Source organism: Maribacter sp. Asnod1-A12 (assembly GCF_045063735.1).
GTDB lineage: Bacteria > Bacteroidota > Bacteroidia > Flavobacteriales > Flavobacteriaceae > Maribacter.
This window is the reverse complement of record NZ_JBEFNZ010000006.1, coordinates 2,984,201-3,001,096: the sequence shown is the minus strand read 5'-3', so window position 1 is coordinate 3,001,096 and position 16,896 is coordinate 2,984,201. Positions and strand designations below refer to the sequence as shown.

Below are 16,896 nucleotides of genomic sequence, written 5' to 3'. Positions count from 1 at the left end.
TAAGGATTACAATTCTTTGCTACAATCTATGTATGTTCATTGGTATGCTTTTGTACATACTTTGCCAAAACCCAACAAATCTGTATAAATTTACTATCGCAGATAATCATGATACCATAGTGAAAGAAGAAGAAAATTATTGGACACAGCGTTATACCGAAAAACAAACAGGTTGGGATATTGGCTACCCTTCTACCCCTATTAAAGAATACATTGATCAATTAACTGACAAGACTATTCGGATTCTAATACCGGGAGCCGGAAATGCGTATGAAGCAGAATACCTGTGGAAAGCAGGATTTAAAAATGTTCATATTTTAGATATATCTAAAATTCCTTTACAGGAATTCAAAAAAAGGAATCCCGATTTCCCGGACGATAATATGCATCAATCAGATTTTTTCGAGTTCAAAGGGCAGTACGACCTTATACTAGAACAGACTTTTTTCTGCTCTTTTGTGCCCACTGACACCAATAGAAATGCCTATGCCAAACACATGGCTGAACTACTAAAACCAAAAGGAAAATTAGTGGGACTCTGGTTTAATATTCCCTTAACCGACAATATGGAAAAACGTCCATTTGGTGGAAACAAAGATCTGTACACCAATTATTTATCACCCTATTTTAAAACGATCACTTTCGATCACTGTTATAACTCTATAAAGCCTAGGCAAGGGAATGAGTTGTTTGGGATTTTTATGAAAATTTAGTTGTTGGTTGTTGGTTGTTGGTTGTTGGTTGTTGGTTGTCACTTCGGCTTCGCTCAGTGACCTGACTAAAATCGTATCCGATCGAGCGCAGTCGAGAACTATCGGTGTTCCAAATTGACAGATTGCCACGTCGCAAATAGCTCCTCGCAAAGACGAAAAAAAATTGCGAACTGAACACTGAAACTGTCTACTGAAATGCGCTCAGTGACCCATACCACTTTTGTCAGTTCGAGTGAATTTCGAGGAACGAGAAATTAGTATCGAGAACCTTTATGTGTTCCAATGGTTCTCGATACCTGCCCGCCGGCAGGCAGGCAACTTTGTAGTTTCCGCTATGCTACAACTAAAAAGCCACTCCTTTAGATTTGTTATCTAGAATCAGTAAATTAAAAACGGAAAAGATACACTATCAAATCACTCCGAGTTCCAAGCTCATAGTTCGATTCAGATCTTTTCCGTTTATGATAAAACTCAAATTAGAAATTCGGGATATAAAGCCCATTATAAAGGAGTTGAGTACTATCTATTTAATCAAGTAAACCAAATTTATGAAAACAGAATTAAAGTTCATCGGAATTGATGTAAGCAAATCCACTTTGGATATTTGTATTTTATCCGACACAACGGAATCCCTGGTCATTAAAAATACCAAACGATCAATCTTTAAATACTTTGGACATCTGCTAAAAAACACTGCTCACGAATATCATATCTGTGTTGAGAACACAGGAAAGTATTCCTGGGAGCTAATGAGGATACTTCCTAGTATGAAGTGTAGTTTTTATGTCGTAAACCCATTGCATTTGAAGAAAAGTCTAGGACTTGTACGTGGTAAAAACGATGTTATAGATGCCGTTAGGATAGCAAGGTTCATTCGTAAGAACCATGATGAAATGGATTGTTACATAGAAAAAAGAAAAGTACTGGAATCCCTACAGGTACTAATGTCGGAAAGAAAATTCAGGGTCAAACAACGCAAGGAAATCAAGACCAAAAATAAAGAAATACTTGTTTTGGACAACGCAAAGCTTGTCAAATCGATTCTCTCTAAAAACCAAAAGCTGATAAAGGAACTGACCAAGCAGATCGGCACTATAGAATTAGAGTTAAAACAACTTGTCGACTCTTGTCAAAGGATTAAGAATATGGCTTCACAGCTACAGTCCATCCCCGGTGTAGGTCCCATATTGTGCTTAAACCTAATTGTAAAGACCAATGAGTTCAAAACTATAAAAGAAGCGAGAAAATTGGCTTGTTATGCAGGTGTAGCTCCTTTTGCGAACACCTCTGGAATATCGGTATTCGGAAGGAACAAAGTATCTAATCTAGCGGACAAGGGACTTAAAAAACTACTCCATTTAGGTGCTCTGAGCGCAATAAGATTGAATAACGACCTAGCTATATACTATCATCGAAAAGTTAATGAAGGAAAAAACAAAATGAGTGTAATAAACGCTGTGAGGAACAAAATCATTCATCTAGTTTTTGCTCTGATTAACAACCAAACATTTTACAAAAACCGTTTGGCAACGTCATAGAAATCGAACTGACATTCTTGTAAACGAATTGTCATCCTGAGCGCAGTCGAAGGGACTGGAGGACTCTCACTTCGGCTACGCTCAGTGACCTAGACAATGTTGTAACTAATAATCATTGAAACATTAATTAAACAGATTGCCACGTCGCAAATAGCTCCTAGCAAAGACGAATAAAAAAACTGCAATCTGAATACTGACACGGCTCACTGAAAACTGAAACGGACATCAACGAAGAACGAACAACGAAGAACGAAGAACGAACAACAAAGAACGACAACGAACAACGGACAACGAACAACGAACAACGAACAACGAACAACGAAAAACGAACAACGAAAAACGAACAACGAAAAACTGTTAAAGAATTACGGATAATTCAAAACCGCATACTGTTAACATCCTTTTAAGAATACTTCCCTTTCTTTTCCGCTATTTTTAAGCACATAACTAACAAACCACTCAAATGACTTCAAGATTACTCTCCTTGCTGGTGCTTTTTGCATCTTTTTTCGTTTCTGCTCAAGAATTTAAAATGGACATGGTACAAGACATGAAACCCCGTAACATCGGTCCCGGTGGTATGAGCGGTCGTGTTACCAGTATTGATGTCGTGAATTCCAACCCTGATATTATGTATGTAGGTACAGCTTCTGGCGGATTGTGGAAATCTACTTCTGGCGGTATAAAATGGGATCCTATTTTTGACAAAGAAGTAACCGCTTCTATTGGTGCCGTTGCCATTCAGCAAAGTAACCCGTCTGTAATTTGGGCTGGTACAGGTGAAGGTAATCCCAGAAATAGTTTGAATGGTGGCTACGGAGTATATAAATCTCTCGATGGCGGTAAGACCTGGAAATCTATGGGTCTTGAAAAAACGAGACATATTCATAGAATTAAAATTGACCCAATGAACCCGAATACGGTTTATGTTGGTGCCATTGGCTCTCCTTGGGGAGAACACCCAGAACGCGGAGTCTTTAAAACTACTGATGGTGGTGAGACTTGGGAGAAGGTTCTTTTTGTAAATAATAAAACTGGGGTTGCGGATCTTATTATGGATCCAACCAACCCAAACAAGTTAATCGCTGCCATGTGGGAACATAAGCGTGAACCTTGGTTCTTTAATTCTGGTGGTTCTGGTAGTGGTCTATACATTACCCACGATGGTGGTAAGAATTGGAAAAAGCTAAGTCAAGAAGATGGTCTGCCTGCTGGCGATTTAGGTAGAATTGGTGTTGCCATTGCTCCTGGAAAGCCCGATGTTATTTACGCTTTAGTGGAAGCGAAAAAGAATGCGCTGTACAAATCTGAAGATGGCGGTTTTAAATGGAAGAAAATCAATGATAAGAATGATATTGGTAATAGACCTTTCTACTATTCCGAAATATATGTAGATCCTGAAAATGAAAATAGGGTTTTCTCGGTATTTACATACGTGAACGTTTCGCAAGATGGTGGTAAGAACTTTACACAACTAATGCCTGCTTACCGTGCCGATAATGGTGTTCACCCTGATCACCACGCATTTTGGATTCACCCAGAAAACGGACAGTTTATGATGGACGGTAATGATGGCGGATTGAATATTTCAAAAGATGGCGGAAAAACATGGCGTTTTGTGGGTAACCTACCGGTTGCGCAATTTTACCATATTGCTGTAGATAACGAGTACCCTTATAATGTATACGGTGGTATGCAAGATAATGGTAGCTGGAGAGGACCTGCTTATGTTTGGAAAGCTCAAGGAATTCGTAATAGCTACTGGCAAGAAATAAGTTTTGGTGATGGTTTTGATGTGGTACCCGATCCTGTAGATTCTAGATATGGGTATACCATGAGTCAGCAAGGTAACGTACAACGTTTTGATCATGTTACGGGTAATAATTACATTGTACGCCCTACTCCACCAGATGCTGAAACTGAACTTCGCTTTAACTGGAATTCGGCAATTAGCCAAGACCCTTTTGATAATAGCACCCTTTATTTTGGTAGTCAGTTCGTACACAAGAGTACAGACAAGGCATTGACGTGGAAAGTAATTTCTCCGGATTTAACTACCAACGATTCTGAAAAGCAAAAACAAAGCGAAAGTGGCGGATTGTCCATGGATGCAACGGGAGCAGAAAACCACACTACTATTTTGGTAATTGAGCCATCACCTGTTGAAAAAGATATGTTATGGACAGGTTCTGATGATGGTCGTGTACATTACACCCAAAATGGCGGAGAAACTTGGACCGAAGTAACCGCAAATATTAAAGGCTTACCAAAAGGAAGCTGGATTCCGCAAATAAAAGCATCTACCCGTAATAAAGGGGAAGCACTTTTAATCGCTAATGATTATAGAAGATTCAATTACACTCCGTATGCATACCGCACTAAAGATTATGGTAAAAGCTGGACAAGAATTGTTGATGCTTCTGATGTAGAAAGCTATGCGTTATCAATCATAGAAGATCCTGAGAATCCGAATTTGGTATTTTTAGGTACTGATGATGGCTTATATGTTTCTTTCAATGCAGGTGAAAAATGGCAAAAATGGACCGAAGGTTTCCCAACGGTTTCTACAAAAGATTTAGCTATTCACCCAAGAGAGCATGATTTAGTGATCGGTACGTTTGGTAGAGCGGCATGGGTATTAGACGATATTCGTCCGTTACGCGCTTTGGCCGCTGATGCAACCATTCTAAATAAAGATATCGAATTATTTACGCCTCCAACGGCATATCAAGCAGCTTATCAACAACCAACAGGAAGTCGTTTTGGTGGCGACGGACTGTATCAAGGTGAAAACAAAAAGTCTGGCGCTATGATTACTTATTATCTAAAAGAAGGTAAGAAAGCCGCTAAAAAAGGAATTCCAAAGGGAGATAAGAAAGAGAAAGATGCTGAAAAGACATCCGAAGAAAAAACAGAGAAAGTAGAATTAACAGGAGTTCAAAAGAAAGACTCCGTCCAGTTCGATATTTATGATGGCGATAGACTAATTCGTACCTTAAAATACAAAACTCCAGAAAAAGCAGGTTTCCATAGAATTTACTGGAGAATGGATGAAAAAGGTGCGGACAGACCTTCAAGAAAAGTAATTACCAAAAAGAAAGAATCTGGCGGTTTAGATGTAAAACCAGGAACTTACACTATCAAAATGCTTTATGGTGACATGGAAGAAGAAACTAAAATCACAGTAGCTTCTGACCCGCGTTTAAATGTCTCTACCGTAGCTATCAACGAAGCGTATGACAACGGGAAAGTTCTAGAATCATACATGCAAAAAGCTGCGGATGCCGTACAGCAATTAGCAAAAAGTAAAGAAACAGCAGAAAAGTTTCAAAAAGAACTAAAGAAGGAAGATGATAAAAAATACAAAGAGCAGATAGATGCTTCTAAAGATATCATCAAACAAATAGATTCTGTAACTGCAATCTATTTAGGCAAAGTTGATAAGCGACAAGGTATTACCCGTAGCAAAGTGATGACGGTAATGCAGCGTTTACAAATTGCAAGACGTTATGTTGGTTCTAGACAAGCAGGTATGACTGCTACAGAAAAGCAGCTTATGCAATTTGCGAAAGAGGAACTAGAAGGGGCTCTAGAGAAAACGAATTCATTTTTCTCTGCGAACTGGAAAGCTTACAGATCAACTATGGAAAGCTTAGAGCTTTCTCCGTTCAAGGAAGTAGACACCTTTAGTTTAAAATAATTCTCATAATATTAGGCATACTCACTTAAAACCATCAATTATGAAAAAACTATTCGCTTGTTTCGCCATAGCTCTTATTTGGAGTTGTACAGAAAAAAAAGAAGTTCAAAAGGAAGAGCAAAAAGAAGTAGAAATCACCAAAATTCCAGATCAATATTCCATTAAACAAATGATGGATAATGAAGCTATTTCTGGAGGTAGTTTTTATCGTGATAATTCTAAATTATTGGTTTCAAGTAATAGGTCTGGTATATATAATACGTATACCGTGCCTACCACAGGTGGTGAGTTAACACCCATAACACAATCTGACAGTGCTTCTATTTTTGCGATTTCCTATTTTCCTAGAGATGAGCGAATGCTTTTTAGTATGGATGGTAATGGTGATGAAATATACCATATCTACATCCGCAATCTAAATGGTAGCCTTACAGATCTTACGCCTGCCAAAGGTGCTAGGGCTAGTTTTCAAGGATGGGCAGAAGATGACCAAAGTTTCTTTTTTACATCAAACAAGCGAGATGCTAAATACATGGATCTGTATCAAATGGATTTTCTTAATTATTCGCCTAAATTAATTTTTAAGAATGAAGAAGGATATGAAATTGGAAACCTTAGTAAGGATGAAAAATATTTGACATTGGGTAAATCTTTAAATACCAACGATTCAGACTTATACCTATATGACCTATCCACAAAGAAGAAAATTAAGATCAATAAAACGCAAAGTGCGAATAGTAGTCAAGATTTTTCTCCCTCTGGCGATGAACTTTATTATACCACAGATGAAGGCAGTGAGTTTTCATACTTAATGAAGTATAACATTGCATCTGGCGCGACCGAAAAAGTGATTACCCGTGATTGGGATATTTTAGGTAGTTACTTTACAGATAACGGTAGTTATTTAGTTACCTATATCAATGAAGATGCAAAGAACACTATTGAAGTGATGGATGTAGCCACTATGGAGAATATTGATTTACCTGAGTTTGATGCTATGGCAATAACCAATGTAGATTTCTCAAAAGACGAAAAATGGATGCGTTTTTACGCAGGTGGCTCGCATACTCCAAGTAATTTATATGTCTATAATCTAGAAACGAAAGAACAAAAGCAATTAACGGAAGTATTAAATCCTGAAATTGAAGCAGAGGATCTTGTTTCTGCTGAAGTAGTACGTTATAAGTCTTTTGACGGAGTTGAAATACCTGCCATTTACTATAAGCCTCACCAAGCAAATGCCGATGCAAAAGTACCCGCTTTGGTTTGGGTTCATGGAGGACCGGGCGGACAAAGTAGACAAAATTTTAGTTCTTTCATTCAATACCTTACTAATCATGGGTATGCTGTACTTGCTGTAAACAACCGTGGTAGTAGCGGCTATGGAAAAACGTTTTACCAAATGGATGATTTAAACCATGGCGATAAAGATTTAAAAGATTGTGTTGAAGGTAAAAACTGGCTAGCGTCACAACCGGAAATCGATGCCGATAAAATTGGGATCATAGGTGGTTCTTATGGTGGTTATATGACCATGGCAGCATTGACATATACTCCTGAAGAATTTGCAGTTGGTGTTAACTTGTTCGGGGTAACCAATTGGATAAGAACACTAAAAAGCATACCACCATGGTGGGAATCTTTTAAAGATGCTCTTTATTTAGAATTGGGAGACCCCTACAGTGCAGATTCGGTACGTTTAAAAGAAATCTCACCTTTGTTTCATACCGATAAGGTGACCAAACCCTTAATTGTCTTACAAGGTTCACAAGACCCTAGAGTATTACAAGTAGAATCTGACGAAATTGTCGCAGGTGTAAAAAAGAACGGTGTTCCCGTAGAATACGTGCTCTTTGAAGATGAAGGTCATGGTTTTGTAAAAAAAGAAAATCAGATCGAAGCGTATAGTAGGGTTTTAGATTTTTTAGATTTGTATTTGAAGAAGGATAAAGCAACACCCATTGAAGAAGGCGATAAGTAAAGCCAAAATTTTAAGTTTCATATTAAATTAAAGAATGAAGAAAGTTTTTACGTTACTAGTATTATTAGCAACTATTAATCAAATAAATGCTCAAAGTGGTGGTACAGGAGAAGACGATTTTGGTAGTTGGTTCATGTATTTTGGAACCAATAAAATTGCCGATAAATGGAGTATACATACCGAAGCTCAATTTAGATATTATGAAATGGCTTCGAACTTTAACCAGTTGTTGCTGCGTACAGGTATCAACTATCACATTAACCCTGATGCTATTGCCACTTTAGGTTACGGATTTATTGAAACCGACCCAACGTTCAGTGAATTTGACGTTATTGGGGGTGATGCTCTCATTAGTAATAACTCTATTTCTGAACATCGCATTTTTGAGCAGTTCATTCTTAAAAATAAAGTGTGGGAATTTAATTTCGAGCATCGCTATCGTTTAGAACAGCGGTTTGTACAAAACAATTTTACAGGTGAAAGCAACACATTGCACAGAGCCCGTTATAGAATTCAAATGACCTTGCCCCTAACCGATATCTTTTTTCTAAACTTTTACGATGAAATCTTTATCAACCTACAAGACGATGCCTTTGGTCAAAACCGTGCCTATGCTGCCTTGGGAGTTAATATAACCGAAGATTTAAGCATACAATTTGGGTATTTGAAGAATCATTTTAGTGAGACTAATTACGATCGCCTTCAAATTGGTTTATTTTATAACACCGATCTGCGTGGCATTTTTAAAAAGAAGAAGTAAATTTATACTATAATTAAAACACATTATCATGAAAAAAATAGCACTTACATTCGCTAGTGCACTTTTAATCGTTTTTGCAAGTTGTAAAGACGCTAAAAAAAGTGAAGAGTCTAAAAGCGTTGAAGCAACAAGCGAAGCAACTGAAATGTTCAGCTTAGTACAAGATTCAACAAAAGTAAGTTTTACCGCTTACAAGACAACAGATAAAGTACCTGTTGGTGGCATGTTCAAAAAGATAAACTTCACAAAAACAAATAGCGGTGCAACTGCTATGGAAGCCTTAAACGGAACTGAGTTTAGTATTCCTGTTGGTAGCTTATTCACTAACGACCCAACAGGAACAAGAGATCCTAAATTATTAGAGTTTTTCTTTGGCGTATTAAAGGATACCGAATTAATTTCTGGTGTTTTTAAAGTTGATGGAGACCAAGGTTCTATTGATGTTACCTTGAACGGAGAAACACAAAACATTCCGCTTGCATATGAAATGAACGGTGATGATAAAATCACCTTCACGGGTACTATGGATTTGGCAAATTGGAATGCAATGGATGCCGTTGCTTCTATCAATAAAGCTTGTGAAATTTTACATACAGGTAAAGATGGTGTTAGTAAAACATGGAGCGAGGTTGCCGTTAAAGCAGAAGTGCTATTGACAAAATAAAAAGGTTAATTTTTACAATATAAAAGAGGAGCTCATGAGCTCCTCTTTTTTTTGCCCTAAAGACAAAAAGGATTGCTCATATCATGTAAATATTTGATTTTGACTGTTTTAAATTATAATTTTCCTATTCACAATAAAAACTATCAAAATGAAAATATTTAAAATTGAATTGGCACTATTGGCACTACTAGCTGTCTTTAGCTGCAAAGAGGTAAAAAAAGAGGCTTCTGACGCCAAAGAAGAAGTTGAAGATTTAATGGATGAAGCAAAAAATGAAATGGATGAGGATGAAACCGTTGTTAAATTCATGCTAGAACCAAAAAGTGATAGTAATGTAAAAGGCGAAGTAACCTTTACCCAAGATGATGAAGAAGTAGAAATGACAGCCATGTTATCTGGCTTATCTGAAGGCGAACATGCCATTCATATTCACCAAACGGCAGATTGTACCGCAGCTGATGGTTCTTCTGCTGGCGGTCATTGGAACCCAACAAATGAACCACATGGTAAATGGGGAGCTTCTGAAGGTTATCACAAAGGTGATATTGGTAACTTTACCGCAGATGCCGATGGTAATGCAAAAGTTGAATTTGAAACAGAAGAATGGTGTATTGGCTGTGATGATGAAAACAAAAATATTTTAGGCAAAGGGGTCATTGTTCACCAAGGTGTCGATGACTATACCTCGCAACCTAGCGGAGATGCTGGTGCACGTGTAAGTTGTGCCGGTATTATTGAATAGAGTTAATAATAATTATAAAAAAAGCTGTTCTTGGAACAGCTTTTTCTATTTTTAACAGATTTAAAAATTTACATATGCAATTAGACCTGCTGGTTGATCAATTCAAAAAGAAAGACCCCTCCGCTTTCGAAAAGCTATACGGTATGTATAGTGATAACATTTGTGGCGTAATAAATACGATCGTAAAAAATGACGCTCGTTCTCAAGAAATTTGTCAAGATGTCTTTATAAAAATTTGGAACAACTGTGAAAGCTATAATTCTTCAAAAGGAAGGTTCTTTACATGGATTCTTAACATCGCTAGAAATGCGGCTATCGATGAAATACGCAGTAGGTCGTATAAAAATGATAAATTGAACCTTAGCGCTGATTACTTCGTAGGTATTTTACAGAACAAGGAGGAAGAAGAAAGTTCTACAGTAGATACGAAAGGATTGAGAAATCTAATAAAAAATTTAAAGGAAAAATGCGTTCAGATCATTGAACTATTATACTTTAGAGGATATACTCAAAAAGACGCTGCTGAGGAATTAGAAATTCCTGTAGGTACTGTAAAAACAAGAAATAGAAGTTGCATTTCCCAATTAAGGGAGAATATGGAGGTGAAGTAGTATGGATGTAAGAAAATATATAGCATCGGGAATTTTAGAGCTTTATGTAGCCGGTATACTTTCAGAAAAAGAAAATCTGGAAATAGCCAACTATGCTAAAGAGTATTCTGAAATTCAAAAAGAAATAGAGGCAATTGAAAGTTCCATTTTAGCACTTTCAAAGAAAGCTTCTCCAGGGTATAACTATTCATTTAAAGCATTGATGGATAGAATAAACGGTGACGTTAAAGTAGTTTCTATAAATGAAAAACGTAACACACCAATATTATCTTATATCGGTTGGGCTGCATCTATATTATTAGCAGTTGGTTTGTTTTGGATGTATCAACAAAATGAAGATTTGAAATCTAATATTCAAGTAGTTGAAAAACAAAATATTGACTTAGAACAGCAAATTGCAGATACAGATTCTTCTTTAGAACAGACACAAGATTTATTGAATACACTTCGTGATAAAAATATCAGCGTTATTTCATTAGGTGGTCAAGAAGTTTCACCTACTTCATATGCTAAAGCGTATTGGAACAAAGAAAATGAAAAAGTTTATATAGATGCCAAAGGTTTACCTGAACCACCAGATGGTTTTGTATACCAAGTATGGTCTTTAAAACTTTCGCCATTAACCCCAACCAGCATGGGTCTTTTAGAAGATTTTGCTATGGATGAAAACAAAGTATTTGCTCTGAACAACCCGAATGAATCGGAAGCATTTGGTATAACACTAGAGCCTGCAGGCGGTAGTGAATCACCAACGCTAGAGCAACTATATACTCTTGGTGTAGTATCGGCTTCGTAACTAATTAAATTTTAAAGTAAAAAGGGCAGTTTTTAGAAACTGCCCTTTTTTTTATTAATTTTCCACCATGGATTTAAAGAAAATTTTTGGAACCGTTTTAACCCTATTAGGTATTGGCGGACTTGTGTATACTGCAATTTTATTTGGTAATAGTACTGGTACTACCAAACAGTTAATCGTTTTTGGCGTATTAGGCGCTATATTTTTCTTCTCAGGAATAGGATTGATCAGGAATACCAGTAAGGGCTAAAAGCCCAAAATTGATAGAATTTACCTATCTTTTTTTACTCTGTGAAAACTTAGGCTCTTCACCAACCATTTTGGTAAGGTTTTTTGAGGATTTCTTTTTTTGAGATTAAGATATAGTCCTAAAGATTTTAAGATAGGTACCTTATGGGTTTCGACCAACTCAATTAATGTACCATTTGGATCCTCCATATAACTGAAATGACCTGCGGCATCACCCATATCAAAACTATTGGCACTGTCTACGGTAAAAGGATAACCATTGGTTTTTGCTTTTTCTCTAATCGCACTCATACCCGACACGTCAAAACATAAGTGAATATATCCTAAATCTCCCCACAATCTATTTTCAAATATTTTAACCGGTGTTCTATCTAATACCTGAATAAGTTCTAACTGTGTAGGACCTAGAAGGTCTCCGAATCCGCCGACGGACTTTCGTTCCTGAGAAATAATTACTCTTCTATATTTCCCTGTGGTATTATCGTTTTCAAGTGTTTCAATAGTATCATATGCTATCATTGAATACCCTAACATTGAACTATAAAATTTGATCGAACTTTCCATATTACTAACGCCAATTACAGCGCCTAGCACTCCCCCATTTTTCGATGCTTGCTTACAAAAAACATAATGATCTTCAACCATTTGTACCCGGTTACCAAAAGGATCGGTAAAGTAAAAACTAGAACGATAAGACCGATTGATTTCCGAGAGATTAGACACTTCTAAATACCTCAAATACGTATGCATTTCAATCAGATTTTCACATCTAATTTTCATTGCATAAATACCTAAATCTCCTAATTGAATTGTATTAATTGCTGCAGTTGGTGTCCGCTCTTTGAACTGCCAAATTTCTAATCCACCACCACCTGTCATATTTAACGACAAGTAGGCTTCTCGTTTTTCAACCTTATCATTGGTATACTTCGCCATTAAAGATGCAACTGCCTCGTCTTCAAATAGCAAAATATCAAAACCCAAATGCTCTCTATACCAATTGAACACTTTTTTTACATCGAGAACGCCTATCCCAACTTGCTGAATTCCGTTTATTATCTCAACCATTGTATGGGGTGCGTATCAATTTATTATGAAGTGTTTTGAGCTTATTACCTGGGTAACCAAATTTAAAAAGAATTACTAAAAGAAAGTTAGAAAGATTTACCCGTAAATAAGAGTTGGAATCGTATTTGCGTGAAGACACTACCAAATCATTATTAACGATGGTATAAGGTACATTTTGTTTTTTCATTCTACCGAAAAACTCAAAATCTTCCATCAACACTTGCTCTTCATTAAATCCACCGAGCACATCAAAAGTATCCTTTTTAATAAATAGGCATTGATCACCGCCACCGGTAAACAAACCGTCTTTAGCAGTAAACGAAGCATTAATTTTTAAATACCATACATCTTTATCAAATTTATATGAAAAGAAACCTGCATCGTAACCGTTTTTTAAACTGTATACTATATTCTCAATGAACTCTTTAGGTGGCAAAACATCGGCATGTAGAAATACAAGTGACTTACCTAATGCCTTTGCCGAGGCTTCATTCATTTGTGCTGCCCTACCCTTATTTTTACAGTGTAGTATCTTTACTTTATGACTACATTCGAGTAATTCAATGGTATCAGAATTAACGGGAGATACAGCTACAATTATTTCTAAAAGCTCTTCATGTTCTAAAAAACATGCAACGCTAAATAATCGTTGCAAGTTATTAAACTCATTATATACAGGTATTATAATACTGATCATAGTAATAGATAAGACGTATTTAGTAGAAAGTTAAAATACATCCTAAAAAATATTTAGGTTTATGCCTTAGATACGCAAATTGATGAAAAAAGTTTTAAAAACAATATAAAAATTTATAAAAAGGTTAACGTAATCTAATTAAGTTAAGCACGACCAAGTGAACACAAACCTTATGGGTCATTTTACGTAAATAAGGTAAACAAAACATATTTATGAAACTAAAATTATATTTTCTTGCCACACTGTTCGCATTGTCATGCACAGCAAAAACTAATTTACAAGCACAAACTGAAAGCACAGATAAAATAGATTACAACGAGCTATCAGAATTGTTCTTGAAACGCATTATCGCTAAAGAAGATACTCAAGAAATACAAGATATCTTAGCTAATACCACAATTGAAGAACTTGATAAGGCGCTTGACACTAATGATAAAAGATTGGCTTTTTGGTTAAATTTTTACAATGCCAATATACAGGTTATCTTGAGAAAAAATCCGGAATTATACGATGACCGCGGAAGTTTCTTCAAACTTGAACAATTAAAAATTGCGGGCGAAACAGTATCATTTGCCAAAATAGAGCACGGTCTAATTAGAAAATCGCAATGGGAATATGGTCTTGGTTATATACGTAAATGGTTTCCTAATAAATTTGAACGTAAATTAAGAGTGAACAAACCTGTTTATAATGTGCATTTTGCTTTAAACTGCGGCGCTAAAGATTGTCCACCGGTAGCGATCTACGAATGGGAAAGATTACAAGAGCAATTAAAAATCGGAACAAAAAGGCATCTTACTAAAACCAGTGAGTATAATAGCGATACCAACGTAGTTAAAATCACCTCTCTATTCAACTGGTTTAGAGGCGACTTTGGAGGAAAAAGTGGTATCAAGAAAATTTTAAAATCTAATGAGATCATACCTTCTACAAAGAATGTAGAAATTGAATACACCAATTATGATTGGACACTATATCTTGATAATTTTATTGACTTGTAGTCGAATAAACTTTTTTAATAATACATGTTATTAAGGTAAAAATGAATTTAAATTCTCTTAATTTATTTGTTTTTACCTTGGTTACAATGTAGAGTGGTAAATTTGCAACCGAATTAGTTTTTATTCTACACTATGAGGTTTAACCTTGGTTTCCTTAAAAAAATTTTCATCGTCCTGTTTATTCTTTTAGGTGTATTAGCTGCCTCTAAACTAGATGAGCTTAAATTTTCATTCGATTTCAGTCAATTTTTTCCCGAAGAAGATCCCGATTTAGCCTTTTATGATGATTATGTAGAAGAATTCGGTACCGATGATAATTTTCTATTAATTGCTGTAAAGAATGACCCGGATATATTTCAGCAAGAGTTTCTAAATAAATTTAAATCATTTTCTGAAGAAAGTAAACAATTTACTCATGTTTTAGAAAGTAGCTCATTGACATCACTTTCTTATCCTCTTAAAACATCTTTTGGTTATACTACGCTTCCAATTATTCATATTGAAGATCCTTCACAGTATCAAAAAGACTGGAATAAAATACAAGAAGATTCCCTTTTTGTAAATGTGCTTGTAGACCAAAACAAAAGTTCTTTGGTACTCGCACTACAGACCGAAGACAATTTAGATTATAAACAATCTGAATTATTATTGAACGCTATAAGAGCCTCTTTAAAAACGAATGGCTTGTCAGAATACCATATTTTAGGAAGAGCTTTTTTTTATGAAGCCATTGTAGAAATGCAAAAAAGTGAAGTATTAACGACCACTATAGTAGCCTCTATACTAGTTTTTATAATTCTACTATTGGTATATAGAAGCATGCCAGTGGTTTTAATATCGGTTTTATCTATAGCAATGTCATTATTACTTTTTATGGGCTTATTAGGTTGGCTCGGAAAAGAATTGAATGCCATGGCCGCTTTTTATCCTGTACTCATGCTTATTGTAGGTACTTCTGATGTTATACATCTTACCGACAGTTATATACGTAAAATACAAAGTGGTATTTCTAGATATAGTGCAATAACCTCATCCTTAAAAGAAGTCGGCATGACAACTTTACTAACTTCTGTAACAACAGCAGTTGGTTTTGTAACACTTTTGTCGTCGAGATTGGTAAGTATTCAAGAATTTGGTATTAATGCAGCAATAGGCGTTATAGTTGCTTATGTCACCGTAATATTTTTGACTGGCTCATTATTGATAAGTCTACGGGAGAAATCATTGACCGGACGAAAGAGTATTTCTGAAAATTGGGTCACATACCTGTTAAAGGTGAATACGTTTACTAAAAACTATCCTAAATCTATAATCGCCGGCACCTTTATATTCACATCTTTATGCTTCTTGGGCATTTATCTTATACAAACCAATCAAGAGCTAAAAAATACTTTACCTGCCGGGAGTGAGATAGCAACCGATTTCGATTACTTTCAAACAAATTATGCCGGATTTAGACCTTTGGAAATTGCAGTAATGAGTACTGAGGGTACTAAGGTGACCGATTTTGAAACTGCTCAAGAAATTGAAAAGCTTACTACATATCTTAAAACCATCGAGAGTATAGGTAATGTGCAATCTGCCAATTTACCTTATAAAATTTTCAATAAAGCCAATAACCTAAATAGTGCTTCTTATTTTGTTTTGCCTGATGATAAGGCTACATTTTTAAAATATCAAAAAGACACACGTAAATTGGCCCGAAAACAACTTGCTAAATTTATTAATGAAGATGAAACGGTTGCTCGTATTAATGGAAGATTACAAGATATTGGTACGGATAAACTAAAAATTGTATACACCAATATTGATAATTTTTCTAAAACAAAATTAGATACTACACTTGTTAAGATAAAGGTAACAGGTAAAAGTATTCTATTGGATAAGAATTCTGAATATATTAGAAGTAGTTTACTTGAAGGGTTACTTTATGGTTTGCTATTAATAGGCATTATTATGGCCTTTGTCTTTAGAGATATTAAAATATTTCTAATCTCTTTAGTACCTAATGTTCTACCCATTTTATTTGCCGGAGGAATTTTGGGTTTTTTAGGAATACCTCTTGAAGCATCATTATCTGTAGTATTTGCTATTGTCTTCGGGATCGCGGTAGATGACACCATTCACTTTTTAGGAAAATATAAACTTGGTATTAGTCAAGGATTGGATAAAGAAGCCGCTCTCGAAAAAACTTTTGCCCAAACAGGCAGAGCATTGGTTATTACAACCATTATTCTCTTCTTTGGGTTTATGGTTATGTTATTCTCTATTCATCAACCGAGTGTTACTATCGGATTGATAATCAGTGTAACCTTAGTGACAGCATTAATACTCGATTTGCTATTATTACCGGTACTTCTAAGAAAATTGCTCTAG

The 16,896-nt window shown here is 35.7% G+C and carries 14 protein-coding genes; 12 read left to right on the top strand and 2 right to left on the bottom strand.

Features of this window, described 5'->3' with window-relative positions:
• Positions 1 to 32 precede the first annotated feature (32 nt).
• From ACJJVP_RS12755 to ACJJVP_RS12710, 10 genes are all read left to right on the top strand, one after another.
• Positions 33 to 713 (top strand): methyltransferase domain-containing protein, encoded by a 681-nt coding sequence (locus ACJJVP_RS12755; protein ID WP_405414158.1) that lies wholly within the window; start codon positions 33 to 35, stop codon positions 711 to 713.
• A 548-nt stretch (positions 714 to 1,261) separates the two neighbouring features.
• The gene (locus tag ACJJVP_RS12750; RefSeq protein WP_405409753.1) at positions 1,262 to 2,251 is read left to right on the top strand and encodes an IS110 family transposase; all 990 of its coding nucleotides are present in this window, start codon (positions 1,262 to 1,264) and stop codon (positions 2,249 to 2,251) included.
• A gap of 463 nt (positions 2,252 to 2,714) precedes the next feature.
• Positions 2,715 to 5,951 (top strand): hypothetical protein, encoded by a 3,237-nt coding sequence (locus ACJJVP_RS12745; protein ID WP_405414157.1) that lies wholly within the window; start codon positions 2,715 to 2,717, stop codon positions 5,949 to 5,951.
• A gap of 40 nt (positions 5,952 to 5,991) precedes the next feature.
• Positions 5,992 to 7,932 carry a S9 family peptidase gene (locus ACJJVP_RS12740; RefSeq protein WP_405414156.1) on the top strand — a complete coding sequence of 647 codons (1,941 nt, stop codon included), beginning with the start codon at positions 5,992 to 5,994 and terminating at the stop codon, positions 7,930 to 7,932.
• Positions 7,933 to 7,966: 34 nt separating this feature from the next.
• Positions 7,967 to 8,692: a DUF2490 domain-containing protein gene (locus ACJJVP_RS12735; RefSeq protein ID WP_405414155.1), complete on the top strand. Its 726-nt coding sequence runs from the start codon at positions 7,967 to 7,969 to the stop codon at positions 8,690 to 8,692.
• 28 nt (positions 8,693 to 8,720) lie between these two features.
• Positions 8,721 to 9,356, top strand: a complete 636-nt coding sequence (locus ACJJVP_RS12730; RefSeq protein WP_405414154.1) for a hypothetical protein — start codon at positions 8,721 to 8,723, stop codon at positions 9,354 to 9,356.
• 148 nt (positions 9,357 to 9,504) lie between these two features.
• Complete coding sequence (locus ACJJVP_RS12725) at positions 9,505 to 10,098, top strand: superoxide dismutase family protein (protein WP_405414153.1); 594 nt, start codon at positions 9,505 to 9,507, stop codon at positions 10,096 to 10,098.
• 74 nt (positions 10,099 to 10,172) lie between these two features.
• The gene (locus tag ACJJVP_RS12720) at positions 10,173 to 10,709 is read left to right on the top strand and encodes an RNA polymerase sigma factor (RefSeq protein WP_405414152.1); all 537 of its coding nucleotides are present in this window, start codon (positions 10,173 to 10,175) and stop codon (positions 10,707 to 10,709) included.
• Position 10,710: 1 nt separating this feature from the next.
• Complete coding sequence (locus ACJJVP_RS12715; RefSeq protein WP_405414151.1) at positions 10,711 to 11,505, top strand: anti-sigma factor domain-containing protein; 795 nt, start codon at positions 10,711 to 10,713, stop codon at positions 11,503 to 11,505.
• A gap of 67 nt (positions 11,506 to 11,572) precedes the next feature.
• Positions 11,573 to 11,755 carry a hypothetical protein gene (locus tag ACJJVP_RS12710; RefSeq protein WP_405414150.1) on the top strand — a complete coding sequence of 61 codons (183 nt, stop codon included), beginning with the start codon at positions 11,573 to 11,575 and terminating at the stop codon, positions 11,753 to 11,755.
• A 20-nt stretch (positions 11,756 to 11,775) separates the two neighbouring features.
• On the opposite strand, the gene ACJJVP_RS12705 is transcribed toward ACJJVP_RS12710, so the two are convergent.
• Together ACJJVP_RS12705 and ACJJVP_RS12700 are read right to left on the bottom strand one after the other, a co-directional pair.
• Positions 11,776 to 12,822: a VOC family protein gene (locus ACJJVP_RS12705; protein ID WP_405414148.1), complete on the bottom strand. Its 1,047-nt coding sequence runs from the start codon at positions 12,820 to 12,822 to the stop codon at positions 11,776 to 11,778.
• On the bottom strand, positions 12,815 to 13,519 hold the full coding sequence (locus ACJJVP_RS12700) for a glycosyltransferase (RefSeq protein WP_405414147.1): 705 nt from the start codon (positions 13,517 to 13,519) through the stop codon (positions 12,815 to 12,817). The genes ACJJVP_RS12705 and ACJJVP_RS12700 overlap by 8 nt, the downstream gene beginning before the upstream one ends.
• A gap of 212 nt (positions 13,520 to 13,731) precedes the next feature.
• Here ACJJVP_RS12700 and ACJJVP_RS12695 point away from each other — a divergent pair, with 212 nt between their 5' ends.
• Together ACJJVP_RS12695 and ACJJVP_RS12690 are read left to right on the top strand one after the other, a co-directional pair.
• Positions 13,732 to 14,520 (top strand): DUF547 domain-containing protein, encoded by a 789-nt coding sequence (locus ACJJVP_RS12695; protein WP_405414146.1) that lies wholly within the window; start codon positions 13,732 to 13,734, stop codon positions 14,518 to 14,520.
• Positions 14,521 to 14,652: 132 nt separating this feature from the next.
• The gene (locus ACJJVP_RS12690; RefSeq protein ID WP_405414145.1) at positions 14,653 to 16,896 is read left to right on the top strand and encodes an RND family transporter; all 2,244 of its coding nucleotides are present in this window, start codon (positions 14,653 to 14,655) and stop codon (positions 16,894 to 16,896) included.